Here is a 26,911-nt window from a genome sequence, read left to right on the forward strand (position 1 = left end):
GAGGGTATCGGTGAGTAAATACACTTCTCAAAATAATCACACACAAGTCGTCCAGCTATTCCAAGATGGGCATTACTTTTTTCATAAAGGTCTAAAAGCTTATAGAGAAAGAAATCTATCTAAAGCGAGTAAGCTGATACAGCGGGCTATCGTACTTGAGCCTGAAAATGTAGAAATGCTATCACAGCTTGCCATTATTTATACTGAAATGGGTCATTACCAACAATCAAATGAACTGCTTGATTTCATACTTGAACATATCGATGAAAACATGTCTGAGTGTCACTATTTTAAAGCCAATAATTATGCGAATCTAGGACTCTTTCAAGAGGCATATAAGTCAGCTACTGCCTATGCTTCATTGGAAGAGAACGGGGAATTTGCAGATGAAAATGCCGATCTCCTCGACCTGCTCGATATGAGCGACGAAGAGGACGAAGATTTTCCTTACGATCAGGATGACCTGATTGTCAAGCAGGATCAAGCGAATCACTTGCTAGAAAGCGGCAGGCTTGATGAAGCCATTGAAATGCTGGAACAGATGATTGTTGAGTATCCAGAATTTTGGTCAGCGTATAATAATCTCGCTTTGGCCTATTTTTATTCTGGTCAAATCCATCAGGCGAAAGAGATGTTGAACCGGGTTCTTCATGAAAATCCGGGTAATCTGCATGCCCTTTGCAACCAGCTTGTCTTCTATCATTATGAAAAAGAAGAAGAAAAGGTCAATACGTTAGCGAAGCAATTAACGCACGTGTATCCAATATTAAGTGAACAGCGTTATAAGCTTGGCGCAACATTTGCCCTAGTTGGAGAATTTGAATGGGCCTTTAAATGGCTTTATTCTTTGTACAAAACAGGCTTTCAGGGAGATAGTACATTTTTATACTGGCTCGCAAGCGCAGCTTATTATACAGGCCACAAAACGCTTGCACAGACGGTTTGGAATAAGATGGTCGAAGAAGATATCGATGCAGATGAAATCAAGCCGTGGCAGGATAAACCCGAGGAGACTGAGCCAATGGTCTCCATTGAGGAGCGGCTGACTGCGTACTATGTGAGCAAACAAAAAGGGGAACGTGACGTTCTTCAATCTGTCCTTGATGCACACGCAGCGAAAACAGCCTTCGAACAGCAATTCATCGAACTGCTCTTATACGAAGATGAAATGGAAGAACGGTCGTTTTCAGAAGATGCGGTTTTCGCAAAACAGGCGGCATCCAGCTTGGAAGAAGCTGTTCAGCCTGACAGCCATATGCCTTATTTTTGGTTATTCCATATTATTCAGCAGGCACGTGCTTCTGGCGTAGATAAGAAAAATGCGCCTGCATGGGCAGCAGCATCTTATTATTTATGGATGAAGGAGCAAGAAGAATCAGCTGTGAGCAAAAAAGAGATTGCAGCCTCTTTTCAAATCAGCGTTCAAACACTGTCTAAATATGAACAAGTCATTTGTGCGTTAATCGATTAAATAGGTAAATAGATTCAGCAGATTGCAGCATGGCCGAAAAGGTCATGCTTTTTTCTTGGATAAAAAGGTGGGATTTGCAAGGATTTGGCGAAGTATGACAATCACGACATGTTTTTGAAACATAAATGTAATAAAAATATTAGCTCATTTTGTCGATGTCTCATGTATAATGAAAATCGTGGATTAAAACAAAGACATATATTTAGATATTTTACTATACATAATGAAACACCTAGTGATAGAAACAATCTGGTCAACATCTGACTGATCAATCAGGAAGAAAGACATAGATAGCACAGATTGGCCGCAGAGAATTTGCTGCTTTCTCATGTCGCTTGGAAATTGTCAAAGGAGGAACTATTCGTGAAAAAGTTTATTACTTTCGGTTTAGCTTCGGTCATCGGAGCGAGCGGTTTATTTATCCCATTTACTCATGAAGCAAACGCACAGAACTTTGAACAAAAGAAACAAGAGCTGGACAGCAAGCAATCTGAGGTCAACAAAAACCTTCAAAAGAAAAAAGATGAGCTTTCAAAGCTTGAAGCAAAACAAGAGGCACTTGCACTAAAGCTAAAAGAAATTGACGAGAAAGCTTTAAAAACAAGTGATCAAATCGAAGAAAAACAAAAAGAAAATGAACAAACAAAAAAAGAAATCAAAGCACTGAAACAAGAAATTGCTGATACTGAAAAACGTATTGAAGATAGAAACAAATTCTTGAAAAAGCGTGTACGTGCGCTTCAAGAAAGCGGCGGTTCTACGAAATACATAGATGTATTACTAGGAGCGAAAAGCTTTAGCGATTTCATCAGCCGTGCAGGTGCAGTATCTACACTCATCAACGCAGACAGCGAAATCATTAAAGAGCAAGAAAAAGACAAAGCTGAGCTTCAAAAGTCTGAAAACGAATTAAACACAAAGCTTGAAGATGTTCAAAAGACACTTGCAAAGCTTGAAACGCTTCAAACAGACTTGAATAAACAGCTTGATGAAAAAGACAAGCTATTCAAGCAAGTGAAAAAGCAAAAGGGAAGTGCATCTTCTGAAATCAGCGAGTTAAACAGTGAGGCTAACAGCATTGCATCTGAAAAAGACGCAACAATCGCTGCTCAAAAACAAGCTGAAAAAGAAGCGAGAGAAGCAGCTCAAAAAGCAAAAGAAGAAAAAGCACAAAGACAACAGCAGCGTCAAGCGAGTGTTCAAGCGGAAGACAACAGCTCAACTAACGACAGCAGCCCGTCTTCAAATAACAGTAACAGTGGATCTTCAAATAATAATAACAACAGCAGTTCACCAAGCAAGAAGCCATCTTCTGGCGGTGGATCACCTGTCAGCAGTAACGTAGGCGGAATCGAAGGTGCAATCAGCACAGGTTCTACCATCGTTGGACAATCTCCGTATAAATGGGGCGGCGGCAGATCACAAGCCGATATTGATGCACGTCGTTTTGACTGTTCTTCATTCGTTCGCTGGGCATTCGCATCAGCAGGCATCAACCTTGGACCAGTTGGCGGTACAACAACAGATACGCTTGTAGGTAAAGGAAGAGCTGTAAGTGCATCTGACATGAAACGCGGAGACCTTGTGTTCTTTGATACGTATAAAGTAAATGGACACGTTGGTATTTACTTAGGAAACGGTACATTCTTGAACGATAACAGCTCTCGCGGTGTTTCAGTTGACTCTATGAGCAATGTTTACTGGAAAAAAGCATTCAATGGCGTTGTGAGAAGAGTCGTTGAATAAATCGTTACTTACTATATAACCGTAAACAGGCTTCCTTAAACAGCAGTTTAAGGAAGCTTTTTCTTTTTTTGAAGATATGAGCAAATGATTCGCTTATTATCCGCAGATTTAATAGGATATGGGTAAGGAATAAAAGTAAGAGTGGAATTGATGCTCTCTGTCATGAATGGAAGCATCACCCAAGGGCATTCTAATAAGAAATGCTAGCAGCAATTGAAGAGGGAGTGACAGTTGTGTCAGAAGAAAAAATCTACGATACGATCATCATTGGAGCGGGACCTGCCGGAATGACAGCCGCTGTTTATACATCACGGGGAAATCTTTCAACATTGATGATTGAAAGAGGGATTCCAGGCGGTCAAATGGCAAATACGGAAGATGTCGAGAACTATCCTGGCTTTGAAAGCATTTTAGGGCCAGAACTTTCAAATAAAATGTTTGAGCATGCGAAGAAATTCGGTGCTGAGTATGCATATGGCGATATCAAAGAAATCGTAGACGGTGAAGAGTACAAAATCGTCAAAGCCGGTTCAAAAGAATACAAAGGACGCTCTGTCATTATTGCGGCAGGTGCTGAATACAAAAAAATCGGTGCACCAGGTGAAAAAGAACTTGGCGGCCGGGGCGTCTCTTACTGTGCAGTATGTGACGGTGCTTTCTTTAAAAACAAAGAGCTCGTGGTCATTGGCGGTGGAGACTCTGCGGTAGAAGAGGGTGTATACCTCACACGCTTTGCGTCAAAAGTAACGATCGTTCATAGACGCGATAAACTTCGTGCACAAAGCATTTTACAAGCGCGTGCTTTTGATAATGAAAAAATCGACTTCATGTGGAACAAAACCGTTAAACAAATTAATGAAGAAAACGGTAAAGTCGGCAGTGTGACCTTGATTGATACGGTGACTGGTGAAGAAGAAGACTTTAAAACAGACGGCGTCTTTATCTATATCGGGATGCTCCCACTATCTAAACCATTTGAAAATCTCGGCATTACAAATGAAGAAGGATATATCGAGACAAACGAAAGAATGGAAACAAGAGTGGAAGGCATTTTCGCCGCTGGTGACATTCGTGAAAAAACACTCCGTCAAATTGTGACAGCAACAGGTGATGGAAGTATTGCCGCACAAAGCGCACAGCATTATGTAGAAGAGCTTGCTGAAAAGCTGAAAGCAGCGAAATAAATGGCTGTCGTAAATCCTTAATATAGCGTCATGGGCTTTTAACTGGAATGTAACACGGGTGAAATAATTATCCGTTATGATAAAACTAGTAATTGACCCCCTTTTATAAGGAATACATGTTTGGCACGGATGAGAATCCGTGTCCTTTTTTTTGCTTAAAATCAGAAATTCATGAGATGTTCACAAATGACGCATGGAGAACCATTAGATGCTGTAAAATAAAGAGTAGAGAAATTGCCCGCCACCTCTTTCAGACGAAATCCGGTCTGTTTTCGGTGAAGAAGGGGCATGTTCATTGTGAGAGTCAGGATGAACCTGTATAATAAGTTAAAGACATAAAAGAGTAGGTGACAGCTGATGCAACGAGTAACCAATTGTGTGCTGCATCACGAAGATCAAGTTCTCTTGCTGCAAAAGCCAAGACGGGGCTGGTGGGTAGCGCCGGGCGGCAAAATGGAAAGCGGAGAATCGGTCAAGGATTCAGTCGTTCGAGAGTATAGAGAAGAAACAGGAATTTATATTTTAAATCCACAGTTAAAAGGTGTTTTTACCTTTATCATAAAAGAAGGCGATCAAATCGTTCAAGAGTGGATGATGTTCACCTTTATGGCAGATTCATTTACTGGAAAAAACGTGACAGAGTCAGAGGAAGGCATTTTAAAGTGGCATGAAGTAAAGGATGTGCCTCATTTACCGATGGCACCAGGAGATTCTCATATTCTTGATTTCATGCTAAAGGGAAAAGGACTTCTGCACGGTACTTTTACGTATACACCTGATTTTGAATTGATTGCTTATCGGTTAGATCCTCAAGGAGACTAATACATGAACCGTTTTCATAAAGAAGGAGAGGAAGCAGGCATGAATACGAACAAACAAGAAGATATTCAGCTTGTGATTATTACAGGAATGTCAGGTGCGGGGAAAACCGTTGCCATTCAAAGCTTTGAAGACTTAGGTTACTTCTGTGTAGATAACTTGCCGCCATCACTTTTACCGAAGTTCCTAGAGCTCATGAAGGAATCGAATTCTAAGATGAGCAAGGTCGCCCTTGTGATGGATTTACGCGGACGAGAATTCTTTGACAGCTTAATTGCAGCTTTAGATGAAATGAGTGATCTTGGCTGGATCACACCAAGAATATTATTTCTAGATTCAAACGATAAGGTGCTTGTCTCAAGATACAAAGAAACGAGACGTTCGCATCCCCTTGCGACAACAGGTTTGCCCCTCGAAGGAATCGCAATGGAACGCGACCTGTTAGAAGAGTTAAAAGGCCGGGCACAAATGATTTTTGATACATCGGATTTAAAACCAAAACAGCTTCGAGAAAAAATTGTCGCGCACTTTGCCACGAACCAAGGGCAGGTGTTTACAGTGAATGTGATGTCCTTCGGTTTTAAATACGGTCTGCCGATTGATGCTGATCTTGTATTTGATGTGAGATTTCTGCCGAATCCTTACTATATTGAGAGCATGCGTCCACAGACTGGAAACGATGAAGAAGTGCGCTCCTATGTAATGAAATGGAGCGAGACACAAAAATTCACAGAGAAATTAATTGACCTTCTCAGCTTTATGCTTCCGTCCTATAAACGAGAAGGAAAAAGCCAGCTTGTGATCGCTATTGGCTGTACAGGCGGACAGCACCGATCAGTGACGCTAGCTAACTACTTATCGGAGTATTTTAAAAATGACTACTACACTCATGTCACTCACCGGGACATTGAAAAGAGAAGCAGAAAATAGATGACGACACTTCCAAAGGTGGTCATTCTTGGTGGGGGCACTGGCTTATCTGTTTTGCTCAGAGGGCTAAAAACAAAGCCAGTGGACATTACCGCTATTGTAACGGTTGCTGATGACGGAGGCAGCTCAGGCAGACTGCGGCATGATTTGAATATTCCGCCTCCAGGCGATATTCGAAATGTCCTTGCAGCTCTCTCTGATGTTGAACCGCTTGTAGAAGACTTATTTCAGCACCGTTTTAACAAAGGGAATGACTTAACAGGCCACTCTCTTGGCAACCTCATTCTTGCGGCCATGACAAATATAACCGGTGATTTTTTTCATGCCGTCACAGAAATGAGCAAGGTCTTAAATGTGAGAGGAAAAGTCTTGCCAGCAGCGAATTCAAGTGTTGTTCTTCATGCTGAATTAGAAAACGGGCAAGTGGTGACAGGAGAATCAAAAATCCCAACCTACGGTGAGCGAATTAAACGAGTGTTCCTCACACCCGATACGATTGAACCGCTCCCAGAATCGATTCAAGTCATTCGTGAAGCTGATTTGATCGTCATTGGGCCAGGCAGCTTGTATACGAGTATCCTGCCAAACTTGCTTGTACCGCATATTGGCGAAGAAGTGATTCGCTCGAAGGCGAAAAAAGTGTATATTTGCAATGTCATGACGCAGCCAGGGGAAACGCTTTCCTACAGTGCAGCTGATCATGTGCAGGCATTAAATGATCATATGGTTCGTCCATTTATCGATACCATTTTTGTGAACAATAAAGAAATTCCAGAAGAGATCAAAGCAAAATATGCAGAAGAACAGGCACAGCCTGTACAGTTCGACACAGATGTACTCAAGGCAATGGGACTGGAAGTCATCCCTGGGGAAATCATTACATATGACCAGCATGTGATTCGTCACGACACGCTGAAAGTAGCCTCGCTGCTTGTCGACCTGCTGCATAAGAAAAAATAGGAATGGGGGTGGCAAGGATGTCATTTGCATCCGAAACAAAAAAAGAGCTGACTAATCTGGACGTGAAGGACTGCTGCACAAAAGCAGAGCTTTCTGCCCTCATCCGTATGAACGGTTCATTATCTTTCTCTAATCGAAAATTAATTCTAGATATACAGACAGAGAACGCAGCCATCGCAAGACGGATTTATACGCTGCTGAAAAAGAAATATGATGTCACAGTCGAGCTGCTCGTTCGTAAGAAAATGAGATTAAAAAAGAATAATGTGTATATTGTCAGACTGGTAGAACGAGCGAAAACCATTTTAGAGGATTTGAAAATATTAGGTGAGCAATTTGTATTTGAGCGCAATATTTCAGAAGAGCTTGTAAAGAAAAGATGCTGCAAGCGCTCCTATATGAGAGGTGCTTTTTTAGCAGGCGGTTCTGTGAATAATCCAGAAACGTCTTCCTATCACCTTGAGATTTTTTCACTATATAAAGAACACAATGATGCCCTTTGTGAGCTGATGAATCAATTTCAACTCAACAGTAAAACACTTGAGCGTAAAAAAGGATACATCACGTATATGAAAGAAGCCGAAAAAATTACCGAATTCTTAAGCGTTGTAGGTGCGCATAATTCACTTCTTCGCTTCGAAGACGTTCGGATCGTCCGTGATATGCGAAATTCCGTGAACCGGCTCGTCAATTGTGAAACAGCAAACTTGAATAAAACGATTGGTGCATCACTGCGCCAGGTCGAGAACATTCAATTCATTGATGAAAAAATTGGACTTGATGCCCTGCCGGATAAGCTGCGTGAAATTGCAAAACTGCGAGTCGACTATCAAGAGGTCACGCTAAAGGAACTGGGAGAAATGGTGGAAAGCGGCAAGATCAGCAAATCAGGCATTAACCACCGCTTAAGAAAGCTAGATCAAATTGCAGAACAATTACGAAACGGACAAGCTGTTACACTCAAATAGGAGAATGAAAAAGGGAGGCAGATCATATGGTGGAAAAAACGGTCACCATCCAGTTAAAAACAGGCTTGCAGGCACGTCCCGCTGCTTTGTTCGTACAAGAAGCTAATCGCTTTGGGGCTGAAATTTTTCTAGAGAAGGACGGAAAAAAAGTCAATGCGAAGAGCATTATGGGTCTCATGAGCCTTGCGATCAGCTCTGGGGTCACTGTCACACTGATAGCAGATGGTGCGGATGAACAAGAAGCCATTGATGCGTTAACGGATTTTATCAATCAAGAAAACTGAGTCTCTTCACAGACTCAGTTTTTTTAGAAGGGAATGAATATGATGCAATCAGCATTTTTACAGAAGATCGGATACGAAGGCCAGTCCATCACCTTTGGTGACCTGCCTGCATTATTAAAAAAGATGGCCTACACCTTTCCATTTGAAAATAGATCTGTGCTGAACAAACAATCCTATGCCTTGAATCAAGAGGGGTTGAAGCAGCATCTTCTTGAAGGAGAAAGAGGAGGTCTTTGCTACGATCTCAATCCTCTCTTATATTATGTGTTAAAAGAGGCAGGGCTTGCTGTACAGCTCGTTCAAGGGACCGTGTATAACAAAGAAGCGTGCACATGGGCAATTGATGGCACGCACGTAGCCATGACGTTGAACCATCACAACGAACGCTTCCTTATTGATGCGGGATTTGGTGTGAATTTACCTCTTCAGCCTGTACCTTTTACAGAAGAATGGGTGGAAGGAGCGTCTATTCGGTTTCGAGTCAAAGAAGAGGACACCGAAAAAGGAACGCATCTGCTCCAATTAGATAAGGGGGAAGGCGCTGAAACAGGCTATGCTTTCACATTGGAAGAGGTGAGCGAGCCTACTTTGGTCCAAATGAGACATGAGATTTATGAAAATGAAGCCTCTCCTTTTAACAAAAGACCGCTTGCGTCAAAACTCACACCAACAGGACGTGTAGTCGTCACCGAGGATCATGTCACCACACATGAACATGAAGAAGTGTCGAAAAAACCGCTGCCTCTGCCTTTTGAGGAATACGTGAAAACTCTTTTGCCGTAAGCAGCATCAAAAAAACAGCCCTAGGTCAAATGGGGCTGTTTTTTGATTGATTATCGAATACGTGTGAAAGTTGCATAATGGTCTGTTGTTTTGTAAATGAGCCAGTCACTTGAATACACGAGGCGGTCAGCATTTCGGAAGCCAGAGACGTAGTTGATATCTGCCTCACGCCATGTTCGGCCGCTTGCTGAAGGAAGACGTCCCTCCCGGTTAGAGAAAACATCTCCACCGATGCTTTTACCTGGGGCAACCTCTGCTAGATTTCCCTTTGATGCCACCCATCCAAGAGCACTTGCTTGTGATTTTGTGATGTAGTTATCAGGCAATCGTTTGTAGCGAATTAAATAATCTGCTACACCATCAAACGTATTAATGACGGCAAGGGTATGAACATCTGATGTAAGTTGAATAGTAGCTGTTTCATTTGTGACGGTCTGTGTAAGAGGTGTTTCGGCATAGGCTTGCTGCGGAATAAAACCAGAAAACAGAATAGCAGCGATCAGAGCAAACATAGTAAAAACCGAACTGATTTTTTTCATCTTCATCCTCCTATTAAGGAAATCGGATGCTGTCCTCTTGATGCTTGTCTACCTCATATTATAGCACCCGAACATGAAGGAAATGTAAAGAAACAGGTTCTTTGCTAAAATGAGGCTTTTTTCCTGATAACCTTCTGATGAAATAAATAAAAAGACGCAGCTCCGAATCCTGCGTCTTTTCCGATTAAGATGAAGCAAGCTCCTTCACAATATCAACAGGGGCTTTGCCATCAATTCCATGAATCACATTATGAATGGCTCGTTTCAGCATAAGATCCCGTGTTGTTTCAGTAGCAGAACCGATGTGAGGAGCAAGTGTGACATTGTTCATTTCTTTGAAAGGATGATTCTCCTGAAGCGGTTCCTGCTCAAACACATCAAGACCTGCGCCTTTGATCCATCCCTCCTGAAGCGCTTGAATGAGGCTTTTTTCATCCACTGTTTTCCCGCGTGAGATGTTTACAAATAAAGCCGTTTGCTTCATTAACTTCAATTCCCGTTCTCCAATCATATGATACGTTTCATTGGTCAGCGGTGTAATCAACACAATGATATCGGCTTGCTTTAGCAGGTCATCAAGTGTGCAATATAAAGCGCCATATGCTGATTCAGCCTTTTCATTCCGGCTGCGGTTATGATACAGGACATTCATATCAAAACCATGTGCGGCTCGTTTGGCTACTTGCTCTCCGATTCGTCCCATGCCAATAATGCCAAGCGTTTGATGATGGACATCGATGCCAAAGATATCTTCTTCCTGTACAAATTTCGTCCATTTCCCCTCGCGGATAAAACGATCAAGCTCGGCAATTCTTCGCGCAGAGGAAAGAATGAGTGAAAATGCAAGGTCAGCAACAGTATGATCGAGTGTATAAGGCGTGTGCGTTCCGATTACGCCTCTTTGCCTCATCGCTTCTATATCGAAGTTGTCATAGCCAACAGAGTTATTGCTCACTACTTTGAGTTTTGGTGCGTGATCTAATAGCTCTTGATCGATTTTCGTTCCAGACGTTAAAAGACCATCAGCATGCTGCAGTTTTTGAAACAAAATACCTTTTGGAATGGGGTCTTTGGATTGCCACACCTCGTATGTACAATGTTCCTTTAGTATTTCCTCAAAAGAGGCAGGTAATGGTTTGGCGACAAAAATGTGTGGTGTCACAGTCTACTCGCTCCTTTCACATGATTATCTTGCTCCTTTTATTATAAAGCAACCATTTCGGCTGAACACGTTTGAAGGTTATCTGCTCAATATTTAATATACTAAAATAACGGAAAAGAGAGACATTTTCTTAGTGAAAAAGTATATTCATATGCCATCTGATTCATTTTTTACAAAGATAAGAGTCAGCTAATGGGTGATGTGACATATGAAAAAGCCTGATTTTTTGAGAGATTATCTGACAAACTGGAAAATAGATCGAGATTTTTTGATAGAAAAATGATTATATTTGAAACGTATTAAACGGGAAGGTCGTTTTCTACTAAACCATTTCATCGTCTTTTGGCGATCAGAGAACGATAGATTGAAAGGAAGACCGCGTCTCTCTTACGATGAAGCGGAAAATAGAGAAAATGATGACTTTTTTTCTCATCGTTTTCTCATTTTTTTCTTTTTTTTCTATCATTTTTCTTCTCTATGCTTGAGAACACACGAAAGAAAAGGGGGACAGGCAGGGACTTACGTGACTTAAAAAAAGATGGGAGATGGCAAGATGGGATCAAAATTAGAACAGATTCTTCAGCACAATTCAGAGTTCGTACAAGAGAGACATTATGAGCCTTACAAAGCGGGGAAATTTCCCGAAAAGAAACTGGTCATATTAACTTGTATGGATACACGTCTTTTGGAATTATTGCCGCAATCCATGGGGCTGCGCAACGGTGATGCCAAGATCATTAAAAATGCGGGCGCCATTGTAACTCATCCGTTCGGCAGTGTGATGAGGAGTATTCTACTAGCCATCTATGAGCTAAAGGCAGAAGAGGTATGCATTGTAGGACATCATGAATGCGGAATGGCAGGTCTTGCGGCAGATCCTTTACTTGAAAAGGCGAAAGCACGCGGCATTGAAGAGAAATGTTTGAGCATTGTGAAAAACTCAGGAGTTGATTTAAAGGGGTGGCTGACAGGCTTTGATTCGGTTGAAGAGAGCGTGTCCCAAAGTGTGAAATTGGTCAAAGAGCATCCATTGATGCCAAGTGATGTGGCTGTTCATGGACTAGTCATTCATCCAGCAACGGGAAAGCTGGATGTTGTTGTGAAAGATAAACAGATTGACGCGCAGTATACCTAAATCATCTACACATACTTGAAGGAGGCCAACACATACCATGCGTTTTTATGGAAGATTTGAAGGATATGATTCATCAAAGTTTAGACGCGATTTAATCGCTGGGCTTGTCGTGGGCGTTGTGGCAATTCCTTTAGGCATGGCTTTTGCCATTGCATCTGGTGTCGGACCAGAATATGGATTATACACAGTCATCGTTGCCGGCATTTTGATTTCATTGTTTGGTGGTTCAAAGTATCAGATCGGCGGGCCGACTGGGGCGTTTGTTCCGATTTTATTTGGTATCGTCAGCCAGTATGGTATCGAAAACCTACTCATAGCCGGTTTTATGGCAGGCTGTATGCTTGTATTATTCGGAATATTCAAACTAGGGAAGCTCATGAAATTTATTCCTCGTCCGGTTATCATCGGCTTTACTGCTGGCATTGCTGTCATTATTTTTTCAGGGCAGATTGCCAACTTCCTCGGATTAAAGGGTGTTGAAAAGCATGAAAGCTTTTTCCTCAATATGAGAGAAATTGTGGTCCATCTCGGTACCGCAAACAGTCTTGCCATCATCACAGCCGTTATTGGGCTCATCGTGATTGTGGCGGCTCAAAAATACATTCCCAAAATACCTGGTGCTCTATTAGGTCTATTGGCTTCAACGTTTCTAGCTGTTCTCTTTTTCCAAGGACAAGTTGAAACGATCGGCTCGGCATATGGGGAAATTCCTCGTCAGCTGCCAAGCTTCGCTTTTCCTGAATTAACAATTGAAAAAATGATATACCTCCTGCCTCCAGCGATTGTCATTGCACTTTTAGGCGGAGTGGAGTCAATCTTGTCAGCTATGGTTGCTGATAATATGAAAGGCTCAAAGCATGACAGCAATAAGGAGCTTGTCGGACAAGGGATCGCCAATATGGCGGCACCGCTGTTCGGAGGAATTCCGGCGACTGGGGCGATTGCCCGTACGGCAACAAACATCAAAAATGGCGGAGCAAGCCCGATTTCTGGTGTGGTACATGGCGTCGTCGTGCTGCTCATCTTAATGCTATTTGCGCCATATGCGTCGATGATTCCACTTGCTGCGATGGCACCGATTTTAATGTTTGTTGCTTGGAATATGAGTGAGAAAAAAGAGTTTATCAATATTGTAAAAGTGAAAAATGCGGATTCACTTGTACTTGTTGTGACCTTCCTGCTGACGGTCATCGGTGATTTGATTATTGGCGTCACCGCAGGTCTCATTTTAGCATTTATCGCTTTTATCAAAAAAATGAGCCAGACGACCAGCATTCATACTAATGTTGCGGTTCCCCAAATGGAAACGGCAGCTGCTTTAGAAAAACAGACAGACCAGCGAGGTATCAGTATGTACTCCATTGAAGGGCCGCTGTTTTTCGGAACAACAGATTCATTGGAAAATTCGATTTTGGACCATGTTCAGACAAAGCCGAAAACGCTCATTCTGCTCATGAATAAAGTCAATTATATGGACACATCAGCAGAAGCGGTTCTGATGAATATCTCCAATCGTTTAAAGCATCATAATGGAAAGCTGATGATTGTCGGACTTCAATCACAGCCTAAAGAGCTTTTGCGTCGAACGGGTCTTTTTCATCATATTGGAAAGCAGCATTTCTTTGAACGAACAGATGATATCTCGCCACAGCAGTTATAAGGTGGAAAAAAAGCACGTGACAATGTGGTCACGTGCTTTTCACTTGCTCTATTTCTTCTGAAAAACGCTTTGTGAGTTTCTGTTGATGAGAGGAGAAGACCTCTTCTACTGTGACATCATAGAGATTGGCTAAAATAAGTAGATTCGCTAACACATCACCCATTTCTTCAACGAGTTCTTTCTTCAACTCGGATGATTTTTGTCTTTGCTCATCAGGCCGGTCACGTCCGATCTCTATTGCTCTAACAGCACGAGCGAGTTCTCCCGTTTCTTCCATGAGGAAGCCTAACCGGATAAACGGCCCGTATTTTGTCCAATTTCTCATTTCATAAAAATCCTTGATCCACTTCTCCATCTCCGTTGTTTGCATTTTCTTTATACAGCTCCTTATATGGTGTTTGCCTTTTGATTTTACACTATATATAGATAGATCGGCTGTTTTTTTACAATTAATTATAGTAGAATGAGTGGGGAGAAGAAATCATAGAGAGAGATGGAGCTGTTCTGATGAAAACGATTTGTGTGTTTGCTGGTTCGAATCCAGGCGTGAAGGACGTCTACAAACAAAAGGCTGTAGAGCTGGGGACTTATATGGCAGAGCAAGACATCCGTCTTGTATACGGCGGTTCACGAATTGGATTAATGGGTGCCATTGCAGATGAGGTTTTAAGACAAGGCGGGCAAGTGATTGGGGTCATGCCTAAAGGGCTTTTTAGAGGAGAAGTTGTGCATCAAGAGCTGACAGAATTAATCGAGGTAACAGGAATGCATGAACGAAAAGCGAAAATGAGCGAGCTGGCTGATGGATTTATTGCGATGCCCGGCGGCTTTGGTACATATGAAGAATTATTTGAGGTGCTATGCTGGGCACAAATCGGCATCCACCAAAAGCCAATCGGCTTGTATCAAGTGAATGAGTATTTCAATCCGCTCATTGACATGGTGAAGTTTAGTGTACAGGAAGGTTTTTCGAATGAATCACACCTTCAATTGTTACATGCTTCCAGCGAACCGGAGGAATTAATCACGCAGATGGCTTCTTATCAAACACCATCTCTTCAGCAGAAATGGACAGAGTTGTCTTAAAGCGTTTTTGAATCACAAAAAACCGTCTGTTCAAGGAGCAGACGGTTTGTTTTGTCATATTATTTTTGTTCTTCTGAATTACGGGTCAAGACTTTGTCAATAAGTCCGTATTCAAGTGCTTCTTCCGCTGTTTTGAAGTTGTCACGATCTGTATCGCGCTCAATCACTTCAATTGGCTGACCAGTACGTTCAGCAAGTACTTGGTTCAGTTTATCGCGTAAAGAAAGGATTCGTTTTGCCGCAATTTCAATTTCTGTTGCTTGACCTTGGGCACCACCTAGTGGTTGGTGAATCATGACTTCACTGTTTGGAAGGGCATAACGCTTACCTTTTTCACCAGCAGCAAGCAGGAACGCACCCATAGATGCAGCCATACCAATACAAATGGTTGATACCTTTGGTTTAATAAATTGCATCGTATCGTAAATGGCCATACCAGCTGTGATCGAACCGCCAGGGCTGTTAATGTAGATAGAAATATCTTTTTCTGGATCTTCAGCTTCTAAGAAAAGCAGCTGTGACACGATGGAGTTGGCAACATTGTCATCGATCGCAGAACCAAGCATGATAATACGGTCTTTTAAAAGACGAGAATAAATGTCGTAAGCTCTTTCCCCACGATTTGTTTGCTCAATGACTGTAGGTATTAAATTCATAATGTTCCTCCTTCACCTTTTAGGTAAGTATGTAATTCAATGATACATTTTTGGTCAATAAAGGTCAAACAAAACGCTGACCTAAATTCAAATACCCCTATCCATTTTCCCCAAACTCATTCCACTTCAAACCATCATATTAGTCTATGTATCCAAAAGAAGAAAATACATGTTCAGGACTGATGATTAATCATTGCTTTCTTGCAGCATTTCCCTTATAATTTGATATGCTGACGTTCAAAAACATATCGTGCGCTCGTAGCTCAGTTGGATAGAGCGGTGGTTTCCGGTACCACGTCTGCCGGGGGTTCGAATCCCTCCGAGCGCGTACTTGATCTTGTTCACGACCGATAAAGGTCCAATGAAACCCTCTCCTTTGAGAGGGTTTTCAGATTGTTGACAAAGGGCTAAAATGATCTTTATTTTAGCCCTTTGTCTTCTTTTCAGCATGATAGAAAACCTTTGAAGTCTAGGAAGGACGAGCACCGAAGCGGAGCGAATTTAACATTCGTGAGCATCGGCGCACAGGACTGACACCGAATGCGAGGGTTTGTCTACACGCTGAAACCCTCTCCTTTGAGAGGGTTTTTTCGTTTACACATATATATCCTTCACTTTTAAAATTTTTCATTTATGACTAGCCATTTATGCTATAATTAATAATCATTCTCAATTAAAGGTGGTTTCACTAGTGAAAAAAATGATTTGGCTGGTCAGTCTGCTGGCATTATTATTAGTGGCATGCGGGCAGAAAGAGAATAAAGAGCAAGCAGCAAGTACACGTACATATACAACTGAAACGGGTGAAAAGATCACCATTCCCGCCAAGCCGAAGCGTGTTGTTGTGTTAACAGCGCAGCTTGGAAATTTTAAAAAGTTAGGTGTGACACCTGTTGGCATGACAGATGTTTACCCAGAATCGTCGTTTTTAGATGAATCAGGTGTGAAGCGTGTACCGATCGAAAATGTGGAGGCGATTGCCAAGCTAAAGCCTGATTTGATCATTGCATATTCCCAAAACGAACAGATTGAAAAGTATAAAAAGATTGCCAAAACGATCACGTTTACGACAAGTGAACACAGCTTCAAAGAGATGCATATTGAAATCGGAAAGATTCTTGGAAAAGAAGCGTTAGCGAAAAAACAAATACAAGAAATGGACGAGCAGCTGAAGAAAGACGGCAAAGAGGTCAAAGCAAAAATTGGTGATGACAAGACGTTCTCCATTATGGACGTGCAGCCAAAGCAAGTTTACTTATTTGGTACAGACTTTGGCCGCGGCGGGGAAGTCATCTATCAAGGCTATGGGTTCAGCTTGCCTGAAAAGGCAGAAAAAGCTCTTCCGAAAGAAGGCTATCTTGGTATTTCATTAGAAGAGATGAACCAGTATACAGGTGACTATTTACTTGTCCCCACAAAGGATGGAAAAGCACCGAATCTTGATATCACAAACAGCGGTGTATGGAAAAAGAATCGAGCGGTGAAGCAGGGACATGTTCTTTATTATTCAATCAACGAATTTATCTATGCAGATCCGATCTCAATTGAAAAACAGTCTGCTGCGTTTAAACAAATGCTGCTCAAAAAATAATAGAAAAAAGACAAAGCACATAACATGGGGCTTTGTCTTTTTTCTTCTTGTCATCTCTTAAAATACTGGCCATAAGACTCATTTCTTCCCTTTACAGGCGTATTTGTTGAGCCTGCTGGCTGTATATGATTAACATGGAAGAGAATTGACAATGAGGAGGGATTTCTTGTGGCGAAGATTTTATTGATTACATTTCCAGCTGAAGGGCATGTGAACCCTATGTTAGGGATCATCAAAGCATGGGCGGATCGAGGAGATGAAGTACATGCGGTCACAACTGTACATTATGAGCAGCGAATCAAACGCTTAGGAGCTCACGTACATAAACATCCAGACTATATTCGTACATTACATGTGGATGAAGGAAATCTCGATTCCATGCAGCCGTTCTTTCATGCCATGCTGCAAACATCATTTGATATTTTAGAGGTGGTGGAAACACTTTCTCAGCAGCATTCATTTGATTTTGTCTATTTTGATATGTTTGGGGCAGGGGAGCTTGTTCGAGATTACTTACAAATTCCAGGGATCGGCTCAAACCCATCTTTTGTGCTGCAAGAGGCGCATTTTGATACACCGCTATACAGAAAGGATGAGAAAGCCGGTCATCTGTTAGAAAACATACAAGAGCGTTTTGGCGTTCAGCCAACGCGTTTGATGCAATTCATGAAAAACCGCGGAGAGCTCAATATCGTGTATACAAGTGAATATTTCCAGCCGTCTGTCGATGCAGTGAACGACTCGTTTGTTTTCATTGGACCGAGCTTTCTAAAAAGGGCAGATCAGCATGATTTCCCGCTGGAAGCACTTGAGCAAGAAAAAGTCGTCTTTATTTCGATGGGCACCGTACTTGGGGATACAGAAGCATTTTTTAATATGTGTATTGATGCCTTTGCCGACTTTGACGGAAAAGTGGTGCTCGCAACAGGTGAAAAAGTGGATCGGTCTCTCTTGAAAGAGGCGCCGTCTCATTTTCTGATAGAACCTTATGTACCGCAGCTTGAAGTGCTTGAGCTGACAGATGTGTTTGTGACCCATGGCGGAATGAACAGTGTCAATGAAGGCATTCATTATCACGTTCCGATGGTCGTCATTCCGGTCGACAAAGATCAGCCGATGGTCGCACAAAGACTGACAGAGCTATCTGCTGCCCGTGCACTTGATAAAGATCAGCTGACAGCAAAGCAGCTAAGAGAAACCGTGGAATCTGTTCTGGGAAGTGACACGTACCGTGCTGGGATTGAAAAAATTGAAGAAAGCTTCCAAACAGCAGGTAGAACAGAAAAAGCATTGCGGGTGATCGATCAATTGTTGCAAACGAAACAGACTCAATCGTGAGTCTGTTTTTTTGATAAAAAAAGAGATTGTATTCCCCATTTCTGTATGATATTATTCAATTCGTAATCATTTCGATTAATAATCGTAATGATTACGATAATATAAATTTGGGGGAAGTACATATGAGTGATCAGCCTGTTTACATAAAGAAAAAGCAATCCTATGTAACATACACCTTGATGCTGTTTTCAGTCATGGCATGTTTTTTATTGGCATCATGCTCTGATAATAAAGCATTTTCCAGCATGAATGACAGAGAAGAAGATGAGCTGGTGTATGCAAGTACAAAAGATATAAGGGACATCAATCCCCATTTATATGGTGGAGAGATGGCCGCTCAAAATATGGTGTTTGAATCGCTTGTCGTCAATACCGAGAAAGGCGTTCAGCCTGCCTTAGCGAAAAGCTGGGATATTTCAAAAGATGGAAGGACCTACACCTTTCACCTTCGAAAAGGCGTGACTTTTTCAGATGGCGAGCCTTTTAATGCAAAGGCAGTGAAAATGAACATGGACGCTGTCGTCAAAAATATTGAAAAGAACGCTTGGCTTAATCTCGTATCCGAAATCAAATCCACAAAGGCGGTGGATGACGATACATTTGTTCTTACGTTAAAGGAGCCTTATTACCCTACGTTAGAAGAACTGGGCTTAACACGCCCCTTCCGTTTTATTTCTCCAAAAAGCTTCATTGATGGAACGACAGCAAAAGGAGTTCAAAGCTATGCAGGCACAGGTCCTTATGTGCTAAAGGAACATAAAAAAAATCAATATGCCGTTTTTAAAGCGAATGACCACTACTGGGGGAAAAAGCCAAAAATTTCAACAGTAAAGTGGAAAGTCATGCCGGATCACCAAACGATTTTACTTGCCCTGCAAAAAGGAGAGATTGATCTCTTATTTGGAGCAGATGGCGACATGATCGACGGAGACTCATTCCAGGCTTTAAAGGAAGCAGGTCAATACGGTGTGACCGTGAGTCCTCCTGTTGGTTCAAGATCGATCGTCATCAATTCAAACCAGCCAATGACAAAAGATCCGAAAGTCAGAGAAGCGTTTCAATATGCCATTCAAAAAGAGATGATCACAAAAGGCATTTTAAATGGAACGGAACAGGTGGCACATACGCTGCTTGCCCCGTCCGTTCCTTACGCAGATATCCCGCTGAAAAAGAAAACCTATCAAAAAGAGAAAGCAGAGGCATTACTGGATGAGGCAGGCTGGAAGCTGAAAGAAGACGGCTACCGCTATCAAAATGGCAAAAGGCTGAGTGTCGCCATTTACTATAATTCCGATAATGCAGGTGAAAGAACGATAAGTGAATCCATTCAACAAGATTTCAAGCAAGTGGGGATCAAGCTGGATATTAGAGGAGAAGAAAAACAGGCGTTTTTAGATCGCCAAAAAACAGGGAAATTCGATCTGATGTACTCGCTATCGTGGGGACTTCCTTATGATCCACAAACCTATGTTTCTTCGTTCCGCGTAGCATCGCATGCTGATTATCAAGCCCAGTTAGGATTGAAGAAGAAAAAGTGGCTGGACGAGACGATTACGAAAGTATTGGTAGAACCAGATGAGCAAAAGCGGAAACAAATGTATCGAGACATCTTGATGTATATCCATGATGAAAATGTCTACATCCCAATTTCTTATTCTGTGACAAAGGCTGTTTATAATAAGCGCCTGAAAGGCATAGGTTTTCATGTGTCACAGTATGAAATTCCCTTTGACCGTATGTATTTTTCTTCATAAAGCGGAGGCAGAAAGATGACACGCTATCTCTTAAAACGAATATTACTGCTTTTCCCACTCATGATCTTTATCACCTTCTTTGCTTTTGTACTGCTGACGATGCGGGCAAGTGATCCAGCTGAGGTCGCTTTGCGGGTGAATCAAGTCACTCCAACAGAAGACATGATTGAATCGATGCGGCAGGAGCTAGGCTTAGATCAGCCATTTCTTATACGATATGCCACATGGCTTAAAGATGGATTAACAGGTGATTTTGGCAGGAGTTATGTTACACAAGAGCCAGTTTTTGATCTCATCATGGAGGCGCTGCCTGCCACATTGCAGCTTGCAGGAGCAGCGCTCTTTTTCATCATTGTATTGAGTTTGTTATTCGGAGTGATCTGTGCATATGCTGCTCATACATGGGTAGACCGAGTACTGAGAGCCTTTGTGTTTATCGCTGCTTCAATGCCTAGTTTTTGGTTAGGGATTTTGTTTATTTGGCTTTTTTCTGTCAAATTCAATTGGGTCAATACGAGTGGAATGGAAGGATTCAAATCAATTCTTCTACCAGCTGTCACACTATCACTTGGGTACTTATCAACCTATGTGAGACTGATCCGCAATCAAATCCTGAAATTTCAGCACGAGCCCTTTGTTTTTTATGCAAGAGCTCGCGGTTTAAAGGAACGGGCTGTTCAACTGAAAGTGATGAGACATGCACTTCAATTAGCTGTGACAGCACTTGGCATGTCTATCCCAAAACTCATTGCTGGCACAGTTATTATTGAAAATCTTTTTGCTTGGCCAGGGGTTGGCCGGTTGTGTGTAACAGCTATTTTCCATGCCGATTTCCCTATGATTCAAGCCTATTTATTTGTGATGGGGTTCCTTTTTGTTGTGTGTAACCTCATGGCTGATGTTGTGCAAATGACCATGAATCCGCAGTTGCGAAAGGAGGTCTGAGAATGATGATAGGATGGCATCAATTAAGAAAAGACCGTATGGCGGTTGTTTCTATCTGGCTGTTAGCACTTGTCGCTTTAGCAGGACTGTTTGCACCAGTGTTAGCACCACATGATCCAACAGAAACGAACATTCTTCAAAAATATGCCGGCATCAGCCTGACTTATCCGCTCGGAACGGATCAGCTCGGGAGATGCGTATTGTCACGGCTTTTATATGGCATTCGGACTACGATGCTTGCGGCCATGCTGACGATGTGTATCACGATGCTCATTGGCAGCACACTTGGACTCATGGCGGGCTTCTTCCGAGGAAAAGTGGATGGCGTGTTGATGAGACTGTGTGATGTTATGCTCTCCTTCCCAGCAGAAGTGATGATTCTAGCTGTTGTGGGGATACTGGGGCCTGGATTATTCAATATTATTTTGGCGAATGTCCTAGCGAAATGGGCCTGGTATACAAGAATGATTCGTTCGTCCGTTCTGCAGTATGCGAATGAACCATCTGTTCAGTATGTAAAAGTGTCTGGCGGCTCCCCATTTTACATACTGAGGAAGCATTTATTTCCTCGCATTTCAGGAGAAATTGCTGTCTTTGCGACACTTGATGCGGGCTGGGTCATCTTAAATATATCTGCTCTGTCTTTTCTTGGGTTAGGCGTGAGCGCACCTACACCGGAATGGGGGATGATGCTCAACGAAGCGAAGAATGTCATGGTGACACATCCAGCCCATATGCTTGTGCCTGGCCTTGCCATCTTATTTGTGGTCATGGCGCTGAACTTTTTAGGAGACAGCCTTCAGCAGGCCACGACCCCTGCCATGCATCACAACAATCAAAAGGGAGGGAGACCATTTGCCTTTCATCGACGTAAAAAATCTGTCCGTACATGATCCAGTGCAGCAAAAGGATTTAGTGGCGAACATAACGTTCTCCCTACAGCAACAACGTTGTTTAGCTGTTATTGGAGAAAGTGGAAGCGGAAAATCAACCGTCGCAAAAGCGTTAATTGGCTTGATTCCTTCTTCGCTAGAAGTGGAGGGAGCGATCATGTTTGACGGCGAAACATTGACAACTCAGACAGCTGAGCAGTGGCGAGGCAAACGAATTGGCTTCATCTCACAAGATGCGATGAATGCGTTCAATCCCATCGAAACCATTGGTCATCAAATGATGGAAACGTTCCAGCGTCATTTGGGCTTACAAGGAAAAGAAGGGAAAGCACATGCTATCGCAGGACTTGAGCGTGTTCATTTAAAAAATCCAAATGAATTGTTGAAGCAATATCCTTATGAATTATCTGGCGGTATGCTTCAGCGAGTGATGATTGCGATCACGATGATGCTTTCTCCTAATGTGATCATTGCCGATGAGCCAACGGCGTCGCTTGATGCATATAATCGGCGTGAAGTCATCATGCAATTACAGAGGCTGAAAGAAGAAACAGGCGCGGCCTTGATCATCATTTCGCATGATTTAGGCGTCGTTCAGGCGATCGCTGACGAGGTGTTGGTGGTGCATCAAGGCGAGATGCTTGAGCATCGCCCAGCTGATAAGGTATTCACATCGCCTGAGCATCCTCAAACGAAGCATTTACTTGAGACGAGGCGCCGATTATCTGTGCCTCTTGAAGCACTGCGGCAGCAGCAGAGAGTGAGGGCATTTCCATGTTGATTACAGCTGATAGCCTCATCAAGCATGGAGAGAAGAAAGGTTTCTTCTCTCGACAAATGCAGTCAAAACCACGCATATCAAACGTCTCGTTTGAAATCGAAAAAGGACAATGTGCCGGGTTAGTCGGTGAAAGCGGCAGCGGCAAAAGTACATTGGCAAGAATTCTGCTCGGTTTAGAAAAAATAGATGGCGGCAAGGTACAGATTGATGGAAAGCCAGCTGACACATGGCGAAAGATGAACCGAGGAAAAATGAGTGTTGTCTTTCAGGATTATCGATCTTCTGTTCACCCCTCCTTTACGGTGAAAGAAATCGTTGCTGAGCCTATGCGATTGTTAAAGCAGGAAAAAAATGTGGATCAGAAGGTTTTATCGTTGCTTGAACAAGTCAGACTACCCTCTTCTTTGCTGTATCAATATGCACATCAGCTAAGCGGCGGTCAGCTCCAGCGAGTGTGCATTGCACGAGCCATATCAACGCATCCAGCCATTCTCATACTAGACGAAGTCCTGAGCTCACTGGATGTCTCTGTTCAGGTGCAACTATTGGAGCTGCTCGAGACATTAAAACAAGAGCTAGACATGACCATCCTTATGATTACTCATGATATAGAAGCGGCGGTGTATCTATGTGATCGTCTCCTTTTTTTACATGAAGGAAGCATAGTGGAAGAATGCAAAAAGGATGAACTGCTTGATGCGGTCCACCCATTTACGCTGAAATTAATGGACTCACTTATGCCATTTCAGCTTGACAAAAAATAACCAATCTTTTATCGTATACGTAACAAACGACGGAAGGGTGACCCAATGCAATGAAGTACTAATCCTATGACCTGTAAGCAAAATGAAAAAACGAAGGCAGTGAGCAAACGATTGGTTTGCCATGTTTGCTGCGTTTTCATTTTTTAGCTTCGGAATAGGATGGTACAGCTTGGGAATCAAAGAATGAGGTGATTGATACGGGGGATGTGTGTGTTCAGATAGGAACGCGGCACGTCATCCTGGATTGATCTGCTTATTTTTGTACACCATTTTGCCTCCTATTCTGAGAATGGGAGGCTTTTTCATGTCTCCTGATACGAAAGGAGAGGGTTGGATGTTATTAAAAGCCAATCAGTTAAAGATTTTTCGAAAAGATCGATTGTTATTTGATATTGAGGAGCTTGCCATCCATCAAGATGACCGCATCGGCCTTGTTGGAACAAATGGCAGCGGGAAAACGACTTTATTGCATGTGCTGGCGGGGCAAGAGAAACCAGACAGTGGCACGTTTGCTGCCACAACAACTTGTACACTGCTTCCTCAGCTGAAACAAGCGGATGGCACACAGAGCGGTGGTGAGATGACCCAGACTTATATTGAAAGAGCGTTAAACCGTCCTTCTGCCCTTTTATTAGCAGATGAACCGACGACTCATTTAGATACAGAGCACATTGAGTGGCTGGAAGAGAAGCTGCATCATTATCAAGGGGCCCTCATTGTCGTTTCACATGATCGTGCTTTTTTAGATGCGGTATGTACGGAGATTTGGGAGCTGGATCATGGACGGCTTAATCAATACAAAGGCAACTACTCGCAATTTGCACAGCAAAAAGAGCTGGCGCATCGTCAGCAGGTGGAAGCGTACGAAGCTTATACACAAAAGAAAAAACAGTTAGAGCATGCGCTTGAAAAGAAAAAGAAAAAAGCCGACAAAGCAACAAAGCCATCCCAAAAGCTGAAATCCTCAGGGCCAAAAATTGCAAAGCCCTACTATGCAAATAAGCAAAAAAAGCTGCAAAAAACAGCCAAATCCATTGAGACAAGGATGGAGAAATTAGAAAAGGTTGAGAAAGTAAAAGACATTCAGCCCATTCAAATGACTCAGCATACAATGAAGGAAGTAGCGAGCCGTACTATTTTGCGAGTGAAAAATGTAGATGGCAAGGCGGGCGATCAATTGCTTTGGAAGCAGGCAAATGTGGAAGTGAGAGGCGGGGACAAAGTCGCCATTATCGGCAAGAATGGGAGCGGGAAAACGACATTTCTCCGAATGCTGGTGAATGGGCATCCCGGAGTGTCTCGCTCAGAAGCTGTCAAGCTCGGCTATTTTCGTCAGGATCTTTCAGGATTGAAGGTAGATGAATCGATTTTACAAAATGCGCTGAAAGAGGCTGTTCAAGATGAGACAGTGGTACGAACGGTTTTAGCGAGACTCGGATTTCGAGGGGATGATGTGCATAAACCTGTTAGGGTGTTAAGCGGGGGAGAACGGGTGAAGACCATGCTTGCGTCCTTGCTTGTCAGCGATGCCAATGTCCTCATGCTGGATGAACCGACGAACTTTCTAGATCTGTCGGCAGTTGAAGCGCTCGAAGGTCTATTGAAGGATTACCCGGGTACCGTTGTGTTTGTATCCCATGATCGCAGACTGATTGAGAAGGTGGCCACTCGTATTTTCCATGTTCACGAAAAACGAATTGAAGCATTTGACGGCACATATGAAGCGTATAAACAAAAGGACGACAAACCAGCTGTTACACAAAGAGAAGAGGAGCTTCTTTTAATTGATATGCAGCTGTCTGAAGTGCTCAGCCGTTTAAGTATTGAGCCGTCTCAGGAGCTGGAAGAGACATTTCAAGCATTATTGAAACAAAAGAAGTCTTTGGAGTCATAAAGAAAACCCCTGTGTTTACTGCACAGGGGCTTGTTCATGCCGTTCTTTTGTTAATTGTTCAAGTTCACTTACCGTGACCAGCTGATAGCCTTGTTTGGTGAGCTCATGGATGATCTTCACTGCTGCTTGAGCTGAGCTGTCATAAATATCGTGCATTAACACTGTTCTGCCATCTGCTGCATGTGAGAGAACGTGGTTTGTGATCTGCTGACTGTTGCGAATTTTCCAATCCTCTGGATCAACATCCCATAAAGAGACCTTCATCCCAACCGCTTGATTGATGTCTTGATTTGTTCCACCATATGGCGGTCTAAAGTGCGTAGGTGTATACCCGCTCGCTTTCTCAATCAACTGCTGGGTGTCCTTCACTTGTTTCACCGCCTCCTTTAAAGGCAGTCTTGTTAATAAAGGATGACTGTAAGAATGGTTTCCGATTTCATTCCCGCCTTTTAGAATATCTGCAAGCATACTAGGATAATACTGCACCCTGCTGCCTAATACGAAAAAGGTCGCATGTCCTTTATTTGCCTTTAATGCATCTAAAATTTTTGATGTTGTCGCTGGGTTCGGACCATCATCAAATGTGAGGGCGATGGCTTTTTTATTAGGGTCAAGCTTTGATTTTTGCGGCAGCTTGACGGCTTTTCTTTTCGGATTTGGTTCTTTCATTTCATTTTGGTTATTGGTTTTATTCATATATTCTGGCTTTAATATATCTTTCAGCAGCGTCTTTTTAATCGCGAGTGTTTGCGGACCAAGATCCTTGTCGGCTACTTGAGATGCTGGGAAATAAAATTCTACATATTTCTCTTTCAAGGCAAATTGACTGAAGTTTTGAGCAGTAGGGGCTGTTCCTTTCTGAAGGAGAGTCTGATCCTTAGATAAGGTTTTGTCCTTTAGAAGCTCTGAATATGTAATGTAGGATAATTTCTTCAAAAAGTTGGTTTTAGGCAGAAATAAATCTTTTGTGTCAAGAAAGGTTTTTTTCTGAAAATCATAGTTGATCGTGAGATGATTGGTGATCCCATTTTGCTGACCTGTATAGGTATAAGTCGTAAAGCGAATAGCAGCAGACTGCTTCGCATAATGCACCATATCATAATCAATATTCAGTTCAAAGCGTTTGTTTTCATCGATGTCCTTGGCTTCACTAAAAGTCTTTTTGAAATGCTCTAATGCTGAATTGGCGTAGCTTTGAATCTTGTCATCTAGCTGTTTTTGATGAAAAAGAGGATAGTTGACTGCATATCTCATAAATTTCCCGTCATTTACGAGAGTAACGATTTCGACATTTTTATAGTTCGTATCCTGCTTTACATTTTTCTTCTCTGTACCGCTTGCTTGTTGATTTTGAAAGAAAGCAACGACTCCAATGATGATCGCAAGTGCAAATAGGCTGATACTCCATTTTCCCTTTAATGACACAACGTTCAAATCTCCTCTCATGACGGGCCATTCTTTATCAGTTTGACATCTGTTTGTAATATTTTTATAATATTTGACTTACTTTTGTAATTTTAGAGGATGTTCAGGCGGAATGTCAACTATTTTCCTATTAAACTATGAGA

The 26,911-nt window shown here is 42.4% G+C and carries 25 protein-coding genes and 1 tRNA gene; 21 read left to right on the forward strand and 5 right to left on the reverse strand.

Features of this window, described 5'->3' with window-relative positions:
* The first annotated feature begins 10 nt into the window (after positions 1 to 10).
* The 9 genes from ACSSTM_RS14610 (at position 11) to ACSSTM_RS14650 (ending at position 9,145) form a co-directional block, all read left to right on the forward strand.
* The gene (locus ACSSTM_RS14610; RefSeq protein WP_309415906.1) at positions 11 to 1,471 is read left to right on the forward strand and encodes a tetratricopeptide repeat protein; all 1,461 of its coding nucleotides are present in this window, start codon (positions 11 to 13) and stop codon (positions 1,469 to 1,471) included.
* Between the two features lie 363 nt (positions 1,472 to 1,834).
* A complete protein-coding gene (locus ACSSTM_RS14615; protein ID WP_034660078.1) occupies positions 1,835 to 3,217 on the forward strand; it encodes an NlpC/P60 family protein in 1,383 nt (460 codons plus the stop codon).
* Positions 3,218 to 3,450: 233 nt separating this feature from the next.
* Positions 3,451 to 4,401, forward strand: coding sequence for a thioredoxin-disulfide reductase (gene trxB / locus ACSSTM_RS14620; protein ID WP_034660715.1), 951 nt, complete (start codon positions 3,451 to 3,453; stop codon positions 4,399 to 4,401).
* Between the two features lie 357 nt (positions 4,402 to 4,758).
* On the forward strand, positions 4,759 to 5,223 hold the full coding sequence (locus ACSSTM_RS14625; protein WP_003213484.1) for an 8-oxo-dGTP diphosphatase: 465 nt from the start codon (positions 4,759 to 4,761) through the stop codon (positions 5,221 to 5,223).
* Between the two features lie 39 nt (positions 5,224 to 5,262).
* The gene (rapZ, locus tag ACSSTM_RS14630) at positions 5,263 to 6,150 is read left to right on the forward strand and encodes an RNase adapter RapZ (protein ID WP_034660713.1); all 888 of its coding nucleotides are present in this window, start codon (positions 5,263 to 5,265) and stop codon (positions 6,148 to 6,150) included.
* Entirely contained in the window at positions 6,151 to 7,110 is a 960-nt protein-coding gene (locus tag ACSSTM_RS14635) for a gluconeogenesis factor YvcK family protein (protein ID WP_034660077.1), read from the forward strand.
* A gap of 17 nt (positions 7,111 to 7,127) precedes the next feature.
* Entirely contained in the window at positions 7,128 to 8,078 is a 951-nt protein-coding gene (gene whiA / locus ACSSTM_RS14640; RefSeq protein ID WP_034660076.1) for a DNA-binding protein WhiA, read from the forward strand.
* Positions 8,079 to 8,104: 26 nt separating this feature from the next.
* Positions 8,105 to 8,362, forward strand: coding sequence for an HPr family phosphocarrier protein (locus ACSSTM_RS14645; RefSeq protein ID WP_034660075.1), 258 nt, complete (start codon positions 8,105 to 8,107; stop codon positions 8,360 to 8,362).
* A 39-nt stretch (positions 8,363 to 8,401) separates the two neighbouring features.
* Positions 8,402 to 9,145, forward strand: coding sequence for an arylamine N-acetyltransferase family protein (locus ACSSTM_RS14650; protein ID WP_095285755.1), 744 nt, complete (start codon positions 8,402 to 8,404; stop codon positions 9,143 to 9,145).
* A gap of 50 nt (positions 9,146 to 9,195) precedes the next feature.
* On the opposite strand, the gene ACSSTM_RS14655 is transcribed toward ACSSTM_RS14650, so the two are convergent.
* Both ACSSTM_RS14655 and ACSSTM_RS14660 read right to left on the reverse strand, forming a co-directional pair.
* Positions 9,196 to 9,684 (reverse strand): ribonuclease, encoded by a 489-nt coding sequence (locus ACSSTM_RS14655; RefSeq protein WP_095285756.1) that lies wholly within the window; start codon positions 9,682 to 9,684, stop codon positions 9,196 to 9,198.
* A gap of 184 nt (positions 9,685 to 9,868) precedes the next feature.
* Entirely contained in the window at positions 9,869 to 10,846 is a 978-nt protein-coding gene (locus ACSSTM_RS14660) for a 2-hydroxyacid dehydrogenase (RefSeq protein WP_034660071.1), read from the reverse strand.
* Positions 10,847 to 11,399: 553 nt separating this feature from the next.
* On the opposite strand from ACSSTM_RS14660, the gene ACSSTM_RS14665 reads away from it, so the two are divergent.
* Both ACSSTM_RS14665 and ACSSTM_RS14670 read left to right on the forward strand, forming a co-directional pair.
* Positions 11,400 to 11,981, forward strand: coding sequence for a beta-class carbonic anhydrase (locus ACSSTM_RS14665; RefSeq protein ID WP_034660712.1), 582 nt, complete (start codon positions 11,400 to 11,402; stop codon positions 11,979 to 11,981).
* A gap of 37 nt (positions 11,982 to 12,018) precedes the next feature.
* Positions 12,019 to 13,641 carry a SulP family inorganic anion transporter gene (locus ACSSTM_RS14670; RefSeq protein WP_034660070.1) on the forward strand — a complete coding sequence of 541 codons (1,623 nt, stop codon included), beginning with the start codon at positions 12,019 to 12,021 and terminating at the stop codon, positions 13,639 to 13,641.
* A 28-nt stretch (positions 13,642 to 13,669) separates the two neighbouring features.
* Here the strand turns inward: ACSSTM_RS14670 and ACSSTM_RS14675 are convergent, their stop codons facing one another.
* On the reverse strand, positions 13,670 to 14,011 hold the full coding sequence (locus ACSSTM_RS14675; protein WP_034660068.1) for a MazG nucleotide pyrophosphohydrolase domain-containing protein: 342 nt from the start codon (positions 14,009 to 14,011) through the stop codon (positions 13,670 to 13,672).
* Between the two features lie 137 nt (positions 14,012 to 14,148).
* On the opposite strand from ACSSTM_RS14675, the gene ACSSTM_RS14680 reads away from it, so the two are divergent.
* Positions 14,149 to 14,727, forward strand: a complete 579-nt coding sequence (locus ACSSTM_RS14680) for a TIGR00730 family Rossman fold protein (RefSeq protein ID WP_034660067.1) — start codon at positions 14,149 to 14,151, stop codon at positions 14,725 to 14,727.
* A gap of 59 nt (positions 14,728 to 14,786) precedes the next feature.
* Here the strand turns inward: ACSSTM_RS14680 and clpP are convergent, their stop codons facing one another.
* The gene (clpP, locus tag ACSSTM_RS14685) at positions 14,787 to 15,383 is read right to left on the reverse strand and encodes an ATP-dependent Clp endopeptidase proteolytic subunit ClpP (RefSeq protein WP_034660066.1); all 597 of its coding nucleotides are present in this window, start codon (positions 15,381 to 15,383) and stop codon (positions 14,787 to 14,789) included.
* Between the two features lie 252 nt (positions 15,384 to 15,635).
* Here clpP and ACSSTM_RS14690 point away from each other — a divergent pair.
* The 9 genes from ACSSTM_RS14690 (at position 15,636) to abc-f (ending at position 25,343) form a co-directional block, all read left to right on the forward strand.
* Positions 15,636 to 15,711: transfer RNA gene (locus ACSSTM_RS14690), tRNA-Arg, on the forward strand.
* 372 nt (positions 15,712 to 16,083) lie between these two features.
* Entirely contained in the window at positions 16,084 to 16,974 is an 891-nt protein-coding gene (locus tag ACSSTM_RS14695; RefSeq protein WP_223249916.1) for an ABC transporter substrate-binding protein, read from the forward strand.
* 168 nt (positions 16,975 to 17,142) lie between these two features.
* Entirely contained in the window at positions 17,143 to 18,312 is a 1,170-nt protein-coding gene (locus ACSSTM_RS14700; RefSeq protein WP_095285758.1) for a macrolide family glycosyltransferase, read from the forward strand.
* Positions 18,313 to 18,434: 122 nt separating this feature from the next.
* Entirely contained in the window at positions 18,435 to 20,066 is a 1,632-nt protein-coding gene (gene nikA / locus ACSSTM_RS14705) for a nickel ABC transporter substrate-binding protein (RefSeq protein ID WP_095285759.1), read from the forward strand.
* Between the two features lie 15 nt (positions 20,067 to 20,081).
* A complete protein-coding gene (gene opp1B / locus ACSSTM_RS14710; protein WP_034660061.1) occupies positions 20,082 to 21,011 on the forward strand; it encodes a nickel/cobalt ABC transporter permease in 930 nt (309 codons plus the stop codon).
* A gap of 5 nt (positions 21,012 to 21,016) precedes the next feature.
* The gene (opp1C, locus tag ACSSTM_RS14715; protein WP_095285780.1) at positions 21,017 to 21,904 is read left to right on the forward strand and encodes a nickel/cobalt ABC transporter permease; all 888 of its coding nucleotides are present in this window, start codon (positions 21,017 to 21,019) and stop codon (positions 21,902 to 21,904) included.
* A complete protein-coding gene (locus ACSSTM_RS14720) occupies positions 21,867 to 22,685 on the forward strand; it encodes an ABC transporter ATP-binding protein (RefSeq protein ID WP_034660060.1) in 819 nt (272 codons plus the stop codon). Before opp1C ends, ACSSTM_RS14720 begins: the two co-directional genes overlap by 38 nt.
* Positions 22,679 to 23,449, forward strand: coding sequence for an ABC transporter ATP-binding protein (locus ACSSTM_RS14725; protein WP_034660059.1), 771 nt, complete (start codon positions 22,679 to 22,681; stop codon positions 23,447 to 23,449). Before ACSSTM_RS14720 ends, ACSSTM_RS14725 begins: the two co-directional genes overlap by 7 nt.
* A gap of 334 nt (positions 23,450 to 23,783) precedes the next feature.
* On the forward strand, positions 23,784 to 25,343 hold the full coding sequence (gene abc-f / locus ACSSTM_RS14730) for a ribosomal protection-like ABC-F family protein (protein ID WP_212590105.1): 1,560 nt from the start codon (positions 23,784 to 23,786) through the stop codon (positions 25,341 to 25,343).
* Between the two features lie 15 nt (positions 25,344 to 25,358).
* On the opposite strand, the gene ACSSTM_RS14735 is transcribed toward abc-f, so the two are convergent.
* The gene (locus ACSSTM_RS14735; protein WP_034660057.1) at positions 25,359 to 26,768 is read right to left on the reverse strand and encodes a polysaccharide deacetylase family protein; all 1,410 of its coding nucleotides are present in this window, start codon (positions 26,766 to 26,768) and stop codon (positions 25,359 to 25,361) included.
* Between the last annotated feature and the right edge of the window lie 143 nt (positions 26,769 to 26,911).

The sequence above is a fragment of the Bacillus sp. RK1064 genome, from assembly GCF_051488405.1.
Lineage (GTDB): Bacteria > Bacillota > Bacilli > Bacillales > Bacillaceae > Bacillus.

Excerpts from the sequence above, each read along its gene's own strand:
- ACSSTM_RS14625 (WP_003213484.1), top strand. The coding sequence starts at position 4,759 with ATGCAACGAGTAACCAATTGTGTGCTGCATCACGAAGATCAAGTTCTC.
- rapZ (WP_034660713.1), top strand. The coding sequence starts at position 5,263 with ATGAATACGAACAAACAAGAAGATATTCAGCTTGTGATTATTACAGGA.
- ACSSTM_RS14635 (WP_034660077.1), top strand. The coding sequence starts at position 6,151 with ATGACGACACTTCCAAAGGTGGTCATTCTTGGTGGGGGCACTGGCTTA.
- whiA (WP_034660076.1), top strand. The coding sequence starts at position 7,128 with ATGTCATTTGCATCCGAAACAAAAAAAGAGCTGACTAATCTGGACGTG.
- ACSSTM_RS14645 (WP_034660075.1), top strand. The coding sequence starts at position 8,105 with ATGGTGGAAAAAACGGTCACCATCCAGTTAAAAACAGGCTTGCAGGCA.
- ACSSTM_RS14650 (WP_095285755.1), top strand. The coding sequence starts at position 8,402 with ATGATGCAATCAGCATTTTTACAGAAGATCGGATACGAAGGCCAGTCC.
- ACSSTM_RS14655 (WP_095285756.1), bottom strand. The coding sequence starts at position 9,684 with ATGAAAAAAATCAGTTCGGTTTTTACTATGTTTGCTCTGATCGCTGCT.
- ACSSTM_RS14665 (WP_034660712.1), top strand. The coding sequence starts at position 11,400 with ATGGGATCAAAATTAGAACAGATTCTTCAGCACAATTCAGAGTTCGTA.
- ACSSTM_RS14670 (WP_034660070.1), top strand. The coding sequence starts at position 12,019 with ATGCGTTTTTATGGAAGATTTGAAGGATATGATTCATCAAAGTTTAGA.
- ACSSTM_RS14675 (WP_034660068.1), bottom strand. The coding sequence starts at position 14,011 with ATGCAAACAACGGAGATGGAGAAGTGGATCAAGGATTTTTATGAAATG.
- ACSSTM_RS14680 (WP_034660067.1), top strand. The coding sequence starts at position 14,149 with ATGAAAACGATTTGTGTGTTTGCTGGTTCGAATCCAGGCGTGAAGGAC.
- clpP (WP_034660066.1), bottom strand. The coding sequence starts at position 15,383 with ATGAATTTAATACCTACAGTCATTGAGCAAACAAATCGTGGGGAAAGA.
- ACSSTM_RS14695 (WP_223249916.1), top strand. The coding sequence starts at position 16,084 with ATGATTTGGCTGGTCAGTCTGCTGGCATTATTATTAGTGGCATGCGGG.
- nikA (WP_095285759.1), top strand. The coding sequence starts at position 18,435 with ATGAGTGATCAGCCTGTTTACATAAAGAAAAAGCAATCCTATGTAACA.
- opp1B (WP_034660061.1), top strand. The coding sequence starts at position 20,082 with ATGACACGCTATCTCTTAAAACGAATATTACTGCTTTTCCCACTCATG.
- opp1C (WP_095285780.1), top strand. The coding sequence starts at position 21,017 with ATGATAGGATGGCATCAATTAAGAAAAGACCGTATGGCGGTTGTTTCT.
- ACSSTM_RS14725 (WP_034660059.1), top strand. The coding sequence starts at position 22,679 with ATGTTGATTACAGCTGATAGCCTCATCAAGCATGGAGAGAAGAAAGGT.
- abc-f (WP_212590105.1), top strand. The coding sequence starts at position 23,784 with ATGTTATTAAAAGCCAATCAGTTAAAGATTTTTCGAAAAGATCGATTG.